We start from the raw sequence: 13,352 nt of genomic DNA, 5'->3' as shown, positions 1-13,352 counted from the left end.
GTCAGCAGCCGTCGTAGCCGGCGGTCGGCATGGAGAGCCTGCGGTGCACACTGGCTTTCGTACGGGCGCTGTAGTGCGGTTCGTCGAGACCGGCGATCTCCAGGCGTACGCCGCGCCGCTCGCACTCGGCGGCGAACTGCGGGACCGAGGCGACGGCCCGGGCGAGCACCCGGTCGGTGGGGGCGACGAAGAGTTCGACCTCGCCGCCCTCGATGTCGGCCCAGAGTCCGTGGTGGTCGGGGCGCAGTCCGTAGAAGCGCAGCTGCCGGGTCACGACGTAGCCCTGGTCGGCGGCCCACCGGGCGCACATGGCGTGCTGGCTGCGGGTGTCCACGAGGAACGGATCGCTGTCGAGTTCCTCCAGCGGCGTGAGACTGGCGATGGCCGCCACGCGTACGTCCCCCATTGACTGTCCCCCGTGCTAGGCGTTCTGCGACCCTACCGGCCGGATTCCCGTTCCAGAAGGCGCACGTCAGGGCGGGAAGGGGCGCCCGGAAGCGGCCGGGGTGCGCCGGGAGCCGCCGCCGGTGCCGTCCGCCCCGTAGGCTCGTCGGCAGGTCCTACGAGCAGGAGGCGGCACGTGCCGGTGGAGATCACCTGGTGGGGTCATGCCACGTGCACGATCGAGGACTCCGGGGTGCGGGTCCTGACGGACCCCCTTTTCGTACGGCGCTTCGCGCATCTGCGGCGGCGACGCGGTGAGCTGCCCGGCCCGGTGGCCGCGGTCGCCGATGTCGTGCTGATCTCGCATCTGCACTCCGACCATCTGCACCTGCCGTCCCTGGCCCGCATCGCCCCGGGCGCCCGTCTGATCGTCCCGCTGGGGGCGGTCCGGGCGGTGCCGGGGCTCCGGGTGCTGCGCAGGATGCGCGGGCTGCGGATCACCGAGGTGGCTGCGGGCGACGAGGTGCGGGTCGGCGGGGTGCGGGTCAGGGCTGTGCCGGCCCTGCACGACGGGCGGCGCCTCCCGGTCGGCCCGCACCGCTCCCCCGCGCTCGGATACGTCGTCGAGGGCGAGGCCCGTACGTATTTCGCCGGGGACACCGGGCTCTTCGACGACATGGCGGACGCGGTCGGTCCGGTGGACGTGGCCCTGCTGCCCGTCGGCGGCTGGGGGCCGTATCTGGGCCACAGCCACCTCGACGCGAGGCGCGCCGCCGAGGCACTGGTCCGGATCGCGCCGCGGGCCGCGGTGCCGGTCCACTACGGCACGTACTGGCCCATCGGGATGGACGGGGTCCGGCCCCACGAGTTCCACTCGCCGGGTGACGAGTTCGTCCGCCAGGCGGCGATGCGGGCGCCCGGGGTGGCGGTGCACCGGCTGGAGCACGGCGAGCGTGTGCGGCCGGGGGCCACCGGGTGATACACGAGTTCCTCAGACAGGCGACGCAGCTGCCGACCGAGTCGACGCAGCAGGCCGTCGGCTACCCCTCGCTGTTCCTGCTGGTGGCGCTGGGCGCCCTGGTGCCGGTGGTGCCGACGGGTGCGCTGGTGAGCTCGGCGGCCGTGGTGGCATTCCATCAGTCGTCGCCGTTCTCTCTGCTGATCGTGTTCGCGGTGGCGTCGTCCGCGGCGTTCCTCGGGGACATCTGCCTGTACTGGCTGGGGCAGCGCGGGGTGCGGTCGAAGAACGGTTCCAAGTGGCTGCGGGCGATCAGCGACCGGGCCGCGCCGGAGCGGCTCGCGCAGGCGCAGCGCAAGCTCGACGAGCACGGCGCGATGGTGCTGGTGCTGTCCCGGCTGGTGCCGGCGGGGCGGATCCCGGTGATGCTGGCGTGTCTGCTGGGCCGGATGCCGCTGCGGCGCTTCGCCCGGGGCGATGTGCCGGCCTGTCTGGCCTGGGCGGCCACGTATCAGCTGATCGGGATCCTCGGCGGTTCGCTGTTCCCGGAGCCGTGGCAGGGTGTCGTGGCGGCGGTGGGTCTGACGCTGCTGATCAGCGGGGCGCCGGCCCTGTGGCACCGGCTGCGTGGCCGGTCCGGGCGGTGACCGCCGGGGTGCGGGTCAGCCGCTGAGGGTCCGCGGTTCGCTGGTGGTGTCGAGGATGCGTGAGCCGCCGATGGGCAGGTCCCAGAGCCGCTCGCGCGGGTGGCCGGCCCGTCGCCAGGCGGTACGCAGCCGGGTGAGCGGTTCGAGTACGGGCTCCGCGGAGAGCAGGAAGGTCGCCCAGTGCATGGGCGCCATGGCGCGGGCGCCGAGATCCTCGTACGCCTGCACGGCCTCCTCCGGGTCGGCGTGCACGTCGGCGAGCCACCAGCGCGGCTCGTACGCCCCGATGGGCAGCAGGGCGAGGTCGATGCCGGGGTGGCGGCGGCCGATCTCGGTGAACCAGTGGCCGTATCCGGTGTCGCCGGCGAAGTAGATCCGCTGTCCGCGGCCGGGCCCGGTGGTGTCCTCGATGACCCAGCCGCCCCACAGCGAGCGGCAGGTGTCGGTGAGGGTGCGCTTGGACCAGTGGTGCGAGGGCACGAAGTCGAAGCGGACGCCGTCCAGTTCCGCCGATTCCCACCAGTCGAGTTCGGTGACGCAGCCGAAGCCGCGGCGGCGGCACCAGCGGCCCAGGCCGGCCGGGACGAACAGCGGGGTGTGCCGGGGCAGCCGGCGCAGGGTCGGTGCGTCGAGATGGTCGTAGTGGTTGTGGCTGATGACGACGGCGTCGATCGTCGGCAGGTCGTCCCAGGGCACGCCGACGGGGGTGATCCGGGCCGGGGTGCCGAGGATGCGGCGGGACCAGACGGGGTCGGCGAGCACGGTCAGTCCGCCGGTGCGGATGATCCAGCTGGCGTGCCCGGCCCAGGTGACGCAGGTGGTTCCGGCCGGGGTGGCGGGGAGCGGCCCGGGGGCGTACGGCAGCCGGTGGATTCCACGCAGTCCCTCGGCGTTGGGCCGGATGGAGTGTTCCCGGGCCAGCCGGGACATGCCCGTCAGGCCGGGGAGAGGCGCGGTGAGCCGGTCGGCGAAGCTGCTGGGCCAGGACCGCACCTCGCCCAGGGGGCGCGGGGTCACGACCTCTCCGCAGGACACCACGCGCGGCTCCCGGGCGAGGGCGCGCTCTGTCTGTTCCGTCATCGGGGGACTCCCGTCTCGCAGAGCGTCGGCGCAGCGTCAGCGGAGTTCGTCGAGGGCTGCCCGGAACATGCTCAGCGCTGCCTCGACATGCGGCAATTCGAGGGGTTCGGCCGCGGTGAGGGACTCCGTCTGCTGCCGCGGCGTCGCGCCGAGCAGCGGTCCGGTGCCCAGCCGCACCCGCAGGGCGCCCAGTTCGTCGCCGAAGCGGTGGCCACCGGGGGCCGGGGCACCGAGGCGGTCCGTCAGGTACTCCTCCAGTTCCAGCGAGTCCGTGACCCCGCGGGCGGCGAGCCGGGAGCGCAGCGGGCCGAGGTCCGCGTACAGGTGGCGGCCCGCCTGCGGGGGTCTGGCCAGCGCCCCGGAGGCCAGGACCGCGTGGTGGGCGGCCGCGGCGACCCGGGCCTGGAGGGCTGCGGCCCGGCGGACGCGTTCGGTGACGGCGTCCGGTTCGTGCAGCGCGTGGGCGGCGGCGGCCGCGACCGGGCCCGCGACGAGGGCGCCGAGCGCGGTGAGGATGTCGAGCGTGCGGGCGTGGCGCACCGCGGACCGCGCGGTGTCCGGGAACCGGGCGACGGCGACCGGCCAGGCCGACGGGGTCAGCGCGCCCGCCAGGTCGGAGACGACCGTGACGTCGTCGGGGCACATCTCGGCCGGGCTGAGCAGCACCGTGTCGTGCGGCCGGTGCAGGGTGTCGCGCCACGTCTCGTCGCTGACGATGTGCAGCCCTTCGGCGACGGCGGCCTCGCACGCCTCACGCACCAGTTCCGGCGGGGCGACCGTGGCGGTGGGGTCGTCCACCACCGAGATCAGCAGCAGCCGCGGCCTGCCTCCCTCGGCGCGCACCCTGCGTACCGTCTCCAGGAGCGCGTACGGGTCCGGGACGCCGCCGCACTCGGCCGGGGTCGGGACCTGGTAGGCGGGCCTGCCCAGCAGCCGGGCCTGCGGGATCCAGGAGGCGGGACAGGGGCGCGGCACCAGTACGTCGCCGCCGTGTGCGGCGATCAGGGCGAGCACCAGCGGTGAGGTACCCGGCGCGGCGGCGATGTGCTCGGGGCCGCCGTGCAGTCCGCGCCGGTCCCAGTAGGCGCGGGCAGCCTCGCGCAGGGCGGCCGAGCCGCCGGCCGGTTCGGGTTCGCCGCGGCCCGCCGCGGCCGCCAGCACCTCGGCCAGCGCGGGCAGTACGGGCAGGCCGGGGTCCGGGGCGGGCGGTCCGTACCGTACGGGCCCGCGGTCCTCGCGGACCCCTGGCCCGCCGGGCTCCTGACGTCCGGTCCGCTCCCGGCCCATCCGGGCCTCCTTCGCCGCCGCTCGGTCACCGTGCCCGTCGGCCGGGCCGTGTCCGCCCCTTTATACGAGGGAATGGAGCGGGGCGCCTGCGCTACCGCGAAGCCCGCCGGACGGTCGTAGCACGGCTTCGGCGAGGCCGCCCGGCGGCCGGGGAACGGGACCGCGAAACGACGGCACCATTGACACTCGCCCCGCCCCGTTATTACGGTCACGCCAGGATTTCGAACGAGTGCCGAAATATCGAACAAGTCGAGGGGCAACTCCCGTGCGTATCACCGGAATCAGCACACATGTGGTCGGAACACCCTGGCGCAACCTCACCTATGTGCAGGTCCATACCGACGAGGGCCTCACCGGTGTGGGCGAGACCCGGATGCTCGGCCGCACCGACGCGCTCATCGGCTATCTGCGCGAGGCGGAGGCCAACCACATCTCCGGTTCGGACCCGTTCGCCGTCGAGGATCTCGTACGCCGGATGAAGTACGGCGACTACGGGCGGGCCGGCGAGATCGTCATGTCCGGCATCGCGGTCGTCGAGATGGCCTGCTGGGACATCAAGGGGAAGGCGCTCGGTGTTCCCGTCTGGCAGCTGCTCGGCGGAAAGGTCACCGACCGGGTCAAGGCGTACGCCAACGGCTGGTACACCACCGAGCGGACCCCGGAGGCCTATCACAAGGCCGCCTCTGCGGTCGTCGCGCGCGGCTACCGGGCGCTGAAGATCGACCCGTTCGGGACGGGCCACTTCGAGCTGGGCCAGGAGGAGACCCGGTACTCCGTGTCGCTCATCGAGGCGGTCCGGGACGCGATCGGTCCGGACACCGAGCTGATGCTGGAGATGCACGGCCGCTTCAGCCCCTCGACAGCGGTGCGGATCGCCCATGAGATGGCCCCGTTCCGGCCGGCCTGGCTGGAGGAGCCGGTGCCGCCGGAGAACCTCAAGGCGCTCGCCAAGGTGGCGGGCAAGGTGGATCTGCCGATCGCGACGGGTGAGCGCATCCACGACCGCATCGAGTTCCGCGAGCTCTTCGAGTCGCAGGCCGTCGACATCATCCAGCCGGACGTCGGCCACATCGGCGGCATCCTGGAGACCCGGAAGCTCGCCGCGACGGCGGAGACCCACTACACACTGATCGCCCCGCACAACGTCGGCGGTTCGGTGCTGACGGCTGCCAGCCTCCAGGTCGCGGGCTGCACCCCCAACTTCAAGATCCTCGAACACTTCAACGACTTCGCGGACGCCGACATCAAGAAGGTCGTACGCGGCGCCCCGCAGGTCGACCCGGAGACCGGCTGCTTCAAACTCTCCGACGCCCCCGGTCTCGGAGTGGAGCTCGATGTCGACGCCGCCGCCGAATTCCCGCAGCAGCAGGCCCGGTTCGACCTGTGGGCCGACGGCTGGGAGAAGAGGCAGCCCAAGTGAGCGGCACACCTGCCCGCTCGCGGGCGATCACGATCGACCGGCCGGGCGAGCACCGGCTGACGGAGGGACCGGTAGTGGAGCCCGGCCCCGGCGAGGTCCGGGTGCGGGTGGCCGCGGCCGGGATCTGCATGAGCGACCGCGAGGTGTACGACGGCCATCGCGACCCGCAGTACGTGCGCTACCCCGTGGTGCCCGGCCACGAGTGGTCGGGCACCGTCGAGGCGGTGGGCGCCGGCGTCGACCCCGCCCTGACCGGCCGGCGCACGGTCGCCGAGGGGTTCCGTTCCTGCGGCAGCTGCGAGCGGTGCCGCAGCGGTGAGACCTCGCTGTGCACCTCGGGGTACGACGAGACGGGCTTCACCCGGCCCGGCGCGTTCGCCGACCATGTCGTGCTGCCCGCGCGCCTGTTGCACCCGCTGGCCGACGACGCGGACCTGCGCGCCGCAGCCCTCCTGGAGCCCGCGGCCGTGGTCGCCGCGGCCGTACGGGCCGGAGCCCCGGAGCCGGGTGAGCGGATCGCGGTCGTGGGCGCGGGAACGCTCGGGCTGCTGGCGGTCCAGCTGCTCGCCGCGGTGTCCCCCGGTGAGCTCACGGTGATCGATCCGCGGGACGAACGGGCGCGCCAGGCGCTGCGTTTCGGGGCGAGCGAGGCCCTGGCGCCGAAGGAGGCCGCGGAGGTGCACGGCCGGTACGACCTGGTGGTGGAGACGGCCGGGGCCGCGACCACCGCGGCCGACGCCTGCCTGCTCGCGCGGCGTGGGGGCCGCATCGTGCTCACGGGGATGTTCGCACCGGGGGCCGTCGGCATCGACCCGGTGCACCTGTCGCTGAGCCAGCTCACGGTGCGCAGTGTGTTCGGGGCGTCCTCCGCCTCCTGGTCGTACGCGGTGCGGGCGTTCACCGCGGGGCTGCTCGATCCGGCGGCCCTGATCACGCACGAGTTCCCGCTGGAGCGGTTCGCGGAGGCCGTGGCGCTGGTCGGGGGCGGCGGCGCGGGGACGGGCAAGGTGCTGATGCGCCCCTGAGGGCTGTCCCGCAATTCCTGGCGGGACAGCCCCGGGCGCCCCTCGTCCGGATCAGGCCGGGCTCGCGGGGCCCGGCACGCGCTCCCGTGCCATTCGTCCGGATCACGTCCGGCTCACGGGTCCGTCCCGCCCGTCGCTCTTTCACCCGAACCTCGTCCGACCCACCGAACACGAAAGGTCGCCCATGACCTCCGTATCCCCTGCCCCGTCCGGATCCCGTACCGGCGTCCGGCGTCCGGGCGAGCCCGCGCTCAGCACACTCGGGCTCGGCGCCCCCGCCGCCTCCCCGGCCGACGCGTCCCCGCACTCCTTTCCCGACGGCGGCACATGGCGGACCGAGATCCCGTCCGTGGAAGGCCCCGAAGCGCTGTCCGTCGTACTGAAGGAGAGCGCGCGGCTCGATGTCCCCGTCCACCGGGTCAGCCAGGGCAGCGGCGTCTGGATGCTCAGTGACACCGAGATCACCGACATGGCCGAGGGCTGCGCCGAACGCGGCATCGAGCTCTGCCTGTTCACGGGTCCGCGCGGCAGCTGGGACACCGGTGCCTCGTTCCGCACCGATTCGGGCGGGGCCGGGCTGCGCGCCCGCGGCCACGACGCCCTGGCCGGCTGCGTCGAGGACGCGCTGCGCGCCTGCGAACTCGGCGTGAAATGCCTGCTGGTGGCGGACGAGGGGGTGCTGTGGACGCTGCACCGGCTGCGTGAGCGGGGCGTGCTGCCCGCCGACACGACGTTCAAGGTGTCCGCCCTGGTCGGCCCGGTGAATCCCGCGTCGTTCGCCGTGTACGAGCAGCTGGGGGCCGACTCGGTGAACATCCCGTCCGACCTGACGCTCGCTCACTTCACGGAGATCCGGCGCGCGTCGGCGGCACCGATGGACCTGTACATCGAGGCCCCGGACGACCTCGGCGGATATGTGCGGATGTACGAGGCGGCCGAGCTGATCCGGCGCGGCGCCCCGCTCTACCTCAAGTTCGGCCTGTCCAAGGCGCCGGGGATCTACCCGTACGGCGCCCATCTGCGCGACGTCGCCCTGGAGACGGCCCGCGAGCGGGTCCGGCGCGGCCGGCTGGTCCTGGACCTGCTGGCCCGGCACGGCGCCGACGGGAACATGTCGCCGCTGGGCTCCCGGCTGCCGGGCACCCTGCGCCGCTTCCCGGCACGGTGATCCACCGCCGGGCGGGTCCCGTCAGCCGAACCCGCCCGGCCTCCCCGGCGCCCGCGCCTCAGCCCGCGAAGGCGGGTCCCTGATCCGAACCCGCCCGGCCTCCTTGGCGCCCGCGCCTCAGCCCGCGAAGGCGGTGCCGGGCAGGCCCCGGCCGACGTCCGGCAGGACCAGCAGCGACCCCGAGAGCGGGTGCGGTGCGTCGAGGCCGGTGCGGGCGGTGGAGATGTAGAGGTCGCGCAGGCCCCGGCCCCCGAAGGCGCAGGCCGTGGGACGTCGCACCGGCAGTTCGACGACGCGGTCCAGCCTGCCGTCGGCCGTGTAGCGGCGCAGGGCGGCGCCGTCCCACAGGGCGACCCAGACGGCCCCCTCCGCGTCCACCGTCAGACCGTCGGGGTAACCCGCGCCCTCCTCCACGGTCGCGAACGGACGGCGTCCGGTGACCTGGTGGCCGTCCACGTCGAAGACGTCGATCCGGCGGGTCGGCGTGTCGATGTAGTACATCAGCCGGCCGTCCGGGCTCCATCCGGTGCCGTTGCTGCAGGCCACCAGGGGCAGCACCCGGGTGGCCGTGCCGTCGGGAGCGACCCGGGTGAGGCTGCCGCCGACCTCCGAATCGTCGTAGCGCATGGTGCCCGCCCAGAGCGCCCCGTCGGGTGCCACCGCGGCGTCGTTCCCGCGCCGTCCCGGTTCGGCGTCGTGGACGAGCCAGCGGAAGGCGCCGTCCCGGTCGTAGAGCCCGATTCCGTCGCGCAGATTGACGACGAGGCCGCCGCCGGCCCGTGGCTTGGCCGCGCCGACGTGCTGCTCGGTGGCCATGACGGTCCGCCGGCCGTCCGCGGGGTCGTAGGTGTGGATCCGGGAGGAGAGGATGTCGACCCAGATCAGCCGCTCGGCGACCGGGTCCCAGGTCGGGCCCTCCCCCAGTGCGGCGTGCTCCCGTACGGCGACATCGAGGTGCGGGCGGCTCACTTCTCCCTCCGGTGGTGTCCGAGCCGGCCGGAGAGCGCCTCCGCACCCTCGGCGGCGAGCGCGGCCAGTTCGGCCTCGCGCTCCTCCGTCCAGCGGATCATGGGGACGGAGACGGAGAGCGCGGCGACGACCCGGCCGGACCGGTCCCGTACGGGCGCGGCGACGCAGCTCACATCGGGGTTGGACTCACGGTGCTCGACCGCGATGCCCCGTTCCCGTACGGAGGCGAGCGCCTCCCGCAGCGCCGCTTCGTCGGTGATGCTGTCAGGGGTCATCCCGGTGAGTTCGAGCCCTTCGAGGCGGGCGTCGAGCTCTCGTTCGGGCAGGGCCGCGAGGAGCATCTTGCCGACCGACGTGCAGTGGGCGGGCAGCTTGCGGCCGGCGGCCGACACCATGCGGACCGCGTGGGTGGAGTCCACCTTGGCGATGTAGATGACGTCGGTGCCTTCCAGGATCGCCACATGGACGGTCTCGCCGCAGGTCTCCGCGACCTGCCGGGCCACCTGCTGCCCCTCGGCCGCGAGGTCGAGCTGTTCGGCGTACCGGCTGCCCAGCTGGTAGGTGCGGACGCCGAGCCGGTAACGGCCGGGCTGGTCCGGGATGGTGACCAGGTACGAGCGGGCGGCGAGCGTGGTCAGCAGTTCATGGACGGTGGTGCGCGGGAGCTGGAGCTTGCGGGTCACCTCGGGCGCGGAGAGCGTACCGTCGCCGTGGAGGAAGAGTTCGAGTACGTCCAGCGCCCGGGTCACCGCGGGGACGAGTCGCCCCATGGTCGTGCACCACCCTCTCGTGTTCGACATTCCGGCCAGTGACCGGCATCACGAACACAGGCTAAGCGTGGCGCACTTGCCGGGGCAATGACGAGGTGATGTGCGGCACCCGACCCAAAGGCTGATTGACCGCTTTTATGCTGGTATGAGGGTGAATGATCGACGGGTGGCGCCGCCGCACAGGCGCCCGCGCGCCCGGTTCGGGCGCGCCTGCCGGTTCGGCGGGGGCGCGCAGGGTATTCGCTGTTCCATGTCTTCACCGAGCTTCCCTTCACCTCTGCCGCGGCCCGCCGGGCTGCGGGGCGCCTTCCACCGGAGCGACCTGGCCGTGTTCCAGAACCTGGCGGGGCGGCACTGGCCGGCCGCCGGCCCCGTGCTGCCGCGGCTCAGCCGCAGCGCGAATCACGGGCTGCTGTGGTTCGGCGCGGCGGCCGGCATCGCCGCGTTCGGCGGCAGCGCCCGGGCCCGGCGGGCCGCGCTGCGCGGAATCGCGTCGCTGGCGGTGGCCTCGGCCGCGATCAACACGGTCGGCAAGGGTGCGGTGCGCCGCGAGCGGCCGATACTGGACGCCGTTCCGGTGATACGGCAGCTGAAGCGCCAGCCCGTCACCACGTCCTTCCCTTCGGGGCACGCCGCCTCGGCTGCCGCGTTCGCCACCGGGGTGGCGCTGGAGTCAAAGGGCTGGGGGGCGGTCGTCGCGCCCGTCGCGCTGTCGGTGGCCGCCTCCCGCGTCTACACCGGCGTGCACTACCCGAGCGATGTGCTGGCCGGTGCCGCACTCGGGATAGGGGCGGCGTTCGCCCTGCGCGGCCTCGTGCCGACCCGGGGCCAGCTGCCCGCACCGGGCAGGCCGCCCGCCGACGCGCCCGCCCTGCCGGACGGGCAGGACCTGGTCGTCGTCGTCAACCAGGAGTCGGGGACGGCCACGGCCACGGCGTCGCTGGTGCGGGACGCCCTGCCGCACGCGCAAGTGGTGGAGTGTCCGCCCTCGGAGCTCTCGACCGAACTGGAGAAGGCGGCCGGCCTCGGCCGGGCCCTGGGCGTGTGCGGGGGCGACGGTACGGTCAACCAGGCGGCGGCGGTGGCCGCCGTGCACGGGCTGCCACTCGCGGTGTTCCCCGGCGGGACGCTGAACCACTTCGCGTACGACCTCGGCATCGAGACCGTGGCCGACGTCTGCGCGGCCCTCGGTTCGGGAAACGCGGTCCGGGTGGACCTGGGGAGGTTCCGGCCCGGACCGGACGGGCCCGGAGGCGCCCACGGCTACTTCCTCAACGCCTTCAGCCTGGGCGTCTATCCGGAACTGGTACGGACCCGCGAGCGCTGGGCCCCGCGGATCGGCGGCTGGCCGGCCGGTGTCGTCGCGGCTTTCGAGGCGCTGCGCGGCCAGCGTCCGCTGGAGGCCGACCTGCAGGGCCGGAGACGGCCCCTGTGGCTGCTGTTCGTCGGCAACGGCCTGTTCCAGCGGGTCGGCCCGGCGCCCGGCCGGCGGCACAATCTCGCGGACGGGCTGCTGGACGTACGCGTCGTGCACGGCGGCCGGACCCCCGGGCTGAGGCTGCTGGCGGCCGCCGTGGCCGGCCCCCTGACCCGCTCCCCCATCCACGCGGCGGAACGGCGTCGGCGCATCCGCATCTCCGGGCTGAAGCCCGGGACCCCGTACGCGTACGACGGCGAAGTGGCGCACAGCACGGGCGACCTGATGATCGACAAGCTGCCGGAGGCGCTGACGGTCTACTGCCCGAGACCGGCCTGAGACCGGCCGGACCGGACGAACGAGGGGCGGCCGACGCCGAGTCGGCCGCCCCTTCGTGTCGGCACGCGAGCCCGCACACGTCCATATAGCAAGATGCCCATCTCATTATTCGGCATCAGGGCATACGGTGACCGTACCGATCAGCGCTTTGCGGCCCGCGTTTCGCGGTTCGCTTCCGAGAGAGGATGCACGGTCATGCCGAAGGAGACCGCCGTCTACACCCACGGCCACCACGAGTCGGTGCTGCGTTCGCACCGCTGGCGCACCGCCGCCAACTCCGCGGCCTACCTCATCGGTGAACTCCGCTCCGGCATGAGCGTGTTGGACGTCGGGTGCGGGCCCGGCACCATCACCGCGGACCTGGCCGCACTGGTCGCCCCGGGCCGGGTGACCGCGGTCGACACCACTGGGGAGATCCTCGCCCAGGCGGCCGACGCCGCATCCGAACGCGGCCTGGAGAACGTCGAGTTCGCCGTAGCCGATGTGCACGCCCTGGACTTCCCCGACGACTCGTTCGACGTGGTCCACGCCCACCAGGTACTCCAGCACGTCGGCGACCCGGTGCAGGCGCTGCGCGAGATGCGGCGGGTCTGCCGTCCCGGTGGCATCGTCGCGGCCCGCGACAGCGACTACGCGGCCATGAGCTGGTTCCCCGAGTCGCCGGTGATGGACGGCTGGCTGGAGCTGTACCGCCGGGTGGCACGGGCGAACGGCGGTGAGCCGGACGCGGGCCGCCGGCTGCTCTCCTGGGCGCGCGAAGCGGGCTTCACCGACATCACCCCGACGGCCGCCTCCTGGTGCTTCGCCACCCCGGAGAGCCGGGACTGGTGGAGCGGCCTGTGGGCGGACCGCACGGTCGGCTCGGTCTACGCGAAGCTGGTGGTCGAGGGCGGCCACGCCACTGCCGAAGAGCTCACCGCGATCTCCGAGGCCTGGCGCACCTGGGGCGAGCAGGGCGACGGCTGGTTCATGGTCCCGCACGGCGAGATCCTCTGCCGGGCCTGATCCCAGCACCCGGAGGCCGGCGCAGGGGCCGGCCCCCGGGCCGCCCCGCTCCCCTCCGCCGAATCGATCACACACCGCTGACCGGCCAACTACCCTGTTCGGCATGGAAATCCTGGGAACCACGCTGCGTATCTGCGTCGACGACCTGGAGGCCGCGGTGGCCTTCTACGAGGACCTCACGGCCAGTCCGGCGCTGCGCTTCGAACGCGGCGGGGTCTCCGTCGCCGCCATCGGCTGCTTTCTGCTGATGAGCGGCCCCGAGTCGGAGCTGGAGATCCTGCGCAAGGTGACCGCGACGATCGCGGTGAAGGACGTCGACGAGGCCCACGCCTCCCTGACCCGGGTCGGAGCGCGCGTCATCGCGGGCCCGGTGCCCACCCCCGCCGGCCGCAACCTGATCGCGGTGCATCCGGACGGCTCGGTCTTCGAGTACGTCGACCGCAACCGCCCGGCCGGCTGAGAATCCCCCGGCGTCAGCCCCGCGGCCGCATCCGGTAGTTGTACGCGTCCGGCAGCGGCTCTCCGGTGGGTGCGGTGAGCTCGGCCCACACCTCGTCCAGGATCTCCGCACCCTCGCGCAGATCGGCGACCTCGAAACCCTCGTCGAACAGGGCGCGGGCCGCCGCCCGGTCGCCCTCGGCGAGCAGGAGGCGCGCCTCCAGGAGACGAAAGCGGCCCCGCAGACGGATGTCCGGGAGCAGGCCGGTCCAGACCGCGCGGGCACCGGCGGTGCGGCCCGCGGCCAGCAGCGCCTCGATCGCCTCCCGGCCGAGGGCCGCCGTGGCCGCCGTCCAGGCCTCGCCGTCGTCGCACCGCTCCGCGCACAGGCCGCCGAACGCCTCCGCGTAGTGGTCGGCCGCCCTGTCCCGCTGGCCGCTCTCCT

General features: G+C 73.7%; 13 protein-coding genes and 1 pseudogene. 8 read left to right on the top strand and 6 right to left on the bottom strand.

Translation table 11 applies throughout. The features are described from left to right. Position 1 precedes the first annotated feature (1 nt). Entirely contained in the window at positions 2–406 is a 405-nt protein-coding gene (locus JGS39_RS26990; RefSeq protein ID WP_219572186.1) for a hypothetical protein, read from the bottom strand. A 174-nt stretch (positions 407–580) separates the two neighbouring features. On the opposite strand from JGS39_RS26990, the gene JGS39_RS26985 reads away from it, so the two are divergent. Further along, on the top strand, positions 581–1,363 hold the full coding sequence (locus tag JGS39_RS26985; RefSeq protein ID WP_219572184.1) for an MBL fold metallo-hydrolase: 783 nt from the start codon (positions 581–583) through the stop codon (positions 1,361–1,363). Further along, positions 1,363–1,989, top strand: coding sequence for a DedA family protein (locus tag JGS39_RS26980; RefSeq protein ID WP_219572188.1), 627 nt, complete (start codon positions 1,363–1,365; stop codon positions 1,987–1,989). Before JGS39_RS26985 ends, JGS39_RS26980 begins: the two co-directional genes overlap by 1 nt. Positions 1,990–2,004: 15 nt before the next feature. On the opposite strand, the gene JGS39_RS26975 is transcribed toward JGS39_RS26980, so the two are convergent. Together JGS39_RS26975 and JGS39_RS26970 are read right to left on the bottom strand one after the other, a co-directional pair. Next, positions 2,005–3,069 carry an MBL fold metallo-hydrolase gene (locus JGS39_RS26975; RefSeq protein WP_219572183.1) on the bottom strand — a complete coding sequence of 355 codons (1,065 nt, stop codon included), beginning with the start codon at positions 3,067–3,069 and terminating at the stop codon, positions 2,005–2,007. 36 nt (positions 3,070–3,105) lie between these two features. Continuing rightward, positions 3,106–4,356, bottom strand: a complete 1,251-nt coding sequence (locus JGS39_RS26970; RefSeq protein ID WP_219572182.1) for an aminotransferase class I/II-fold pyridoxal phosphate-dependent enzyme — start codon at positions 4,354–4,356, stop codon at positions 3,106–3,108. Positions 4,357–4,621: 265 nt separating this feature from the next. Between JGS39_RS26970 and JGS39_RS26965 the strand changes: the two genes are divergently transcribed. From JGS39_RS26965 to JGS39_RS26955, 3 genes are all read left to right on the top strand, one after another. Further along, positions 4,622–5,776, top strand: coding sequence for a mandelate racemase/muconate lactonizing enzyme family protein (locus JGS39_RS26965; RefSeq protein WP_219572181.1), 1,155 nt, complete (start codon positions 4,622–4,624; stop codon positions 5,774–5,776). Continuing rightward, complete coding sequence (locus JGS39_RS26960) at positions 5,773–6,801, top strand: zinc-dependent alcohol dehydrogenase (protein WP_219572180.1); 1,029 nt, start codon at positions 5,773–5,775, stop codon at positions 6,799–6,801. Before JGS39_RS26965 ends, JGS39_RS26960 begins: the two co-directional genes overlap by 4 nt. Positions 6,802–6,985: 184 nt before the next feature. Further along, on the top strand, positions 6,986–7,969 hold the full coding sequence (locus JGS39_RS26955; protein ID WP_219572179.1) for a hypothetical protein: 984 nt from the start codon (positions 6,986–6,988) through the stop codon (positions 7,967–7,969). A 117-nt stretch (positions 7,970–8,086) separates the two neighbouring features. Here the strand turns inward: JGS39_RS26955 and JGS39_RS26950 are convergent, their stop codons facing one another. Both JGS39_RS26950 and JGS39_RS26945 read right to left on the bottom strand, forming a co-directional pair. After that, the gene (locus JGS39_RS26950; RefSeq protein ID WP_219572178.1) at positions 8,087–8,938 is read right to left on the bottom strand and encodes an SMP-30/gluconolactonase/LRE family protein; all 852 of its coding nucleotides are present in this window, start codon (positions 8,936–8,938) and stop codon (positions 8,087–8,089) included. Then, positions 8,935–9,708, bottom strand: coding sequence for an IclR family transcriptional regulator (locus JGS39_RS26945; RefSeq protein WP_219572177.1), 774 nt, complete (start codon positions 9,706–9,708; stop codon positions 8,935–8,937). The genes JGS39_RS26950 and JGS39_RS26945 overlap by 4 nt, the downstream gene beginning before the upstream one ends. Positions 9,709–9,958: 250 nt before the next feature. Here JGS39_RS26945 and JGS39_RS26940 point away from each other — a divergent pair, with 250 nt between their 5' ends. From JGS39_RS26940 to JGS39_RS26930, 3 genes are all read left to right on the top strand, one after another. Next, the gene (locus JGS39_RS26940) at positions 9,959–11,464 is read left to right on the top strand and encodes a bifunctional phosphatase PAP2/diacylglycerol kinase family protein (RefSeq protein WP_219572176.1); all 1,506 of its coding nucleotides are present in this window, start codon (positions 9,959–9,961) and stop codon (positions 11,462–11,464) included. A gap of 195 nt (positions 11,465–11,659) precedes the next feature. Further along, positions 11,660–12,469: a class I SAM-dependent methyltransferase gene (locus JGS39_RS26935; protein ID WP_219572175.1), complete on the top strand. Its 810-nt coding sequence runs from the start codon at positions 11,660–11,662 to the stop codon at positions 12,467–12,469. Positions 12,470–12,572: 103 nt separating this feature from the next. Next, positions 12,573–12,929 (top strand): VOC family protein, encoded by a 357-nt coding sequence (locus JGS39_RS26930; RefSeq protein ID WP_148021867.1) that lies wholly within the window; start codon positions 12,573–12,575, stop codon positions 12,927–12,929. Positions 12,930–12,942: 13 nt separating this feature from the next. Here the strand turns inward: JGS39_RS26930 and JGS39_RS26925 are convergent. Next, positions 12,943–13,352, bottom strand: a pseudogene (locus tag JGS39_RS26925) (DUF5107 domain-containing protein); the annotation flags it as partial.

The organism is Streptomyces poriferorum (genome assembly GCF_019399235.1).
Classification (GTDB): domain Bacteria; phylum Actinomycetota; class Actinomycetes; order Streptomycetales; family Streptomycetaceae; genus Streptomyces; species Streptomyces poriferorum.
This window is presented reverse-complemented; position numbering and strand designations above follow the sequence as displayed.

Coding starts and splice junctions, on each gene's coding strand:
- JGS39_RS26990 (WP_219572186.1), bottom strand. CDS start 406: ATGGGGGACGTACGCGTGGCGGCCATCGCCAGTCTCACGCCGCTGGAG.
- JGS39_RS26975 (WP_219572183.1), bottom strand. CDS start 3,069: ATGACGGAACAGACAGAGCGCGCCCTCGCCCGGGAGCCGCGCGTGGTG.
- JGS39_RS26970 (WP_219572182.1), bottom strand. CDS start 4,356: ATGGGCCGGGAGCGGACCGGACGTCAGGAGCCCGGCGGGCCAGGGGTC.
- JGS39_RS26955 (WP_219572179.1), top strand. CDS start 6,986: ATGACCTCCGTATCCCCTGCCCCGTCCGGATCCCGTACCGGCGTCCGG.
- JGS39_RS26945 (WP_219572177.1), bottom strand. CDS start 9,708: ATGGGGCGACTCGTCCCCGCGGTGACCCGGGCGCTGGACGTACTCGAA.
- JGS39_RS26940 (WP_219572176.1), top strand. CDS start 9,959: ATGTCTTCACCGAGCTTCCCTTCACCTCTGCCGCGGCCCGCCGGGCTG.
- JGS39_RS26935 (WP_219572175.1), top strand. CDS start 11,660: ATGCCGAAGGAGACCGCCGTCTACACCCACGGCCACCACGAGTCGGTG.
- JGS39_RS26930 (WP_148021867.1), top strand. CDS start 12,573: ATGGAAATCCTGGGAACCACGCTGCGTATCTGCGTCGACGACCTGGAG.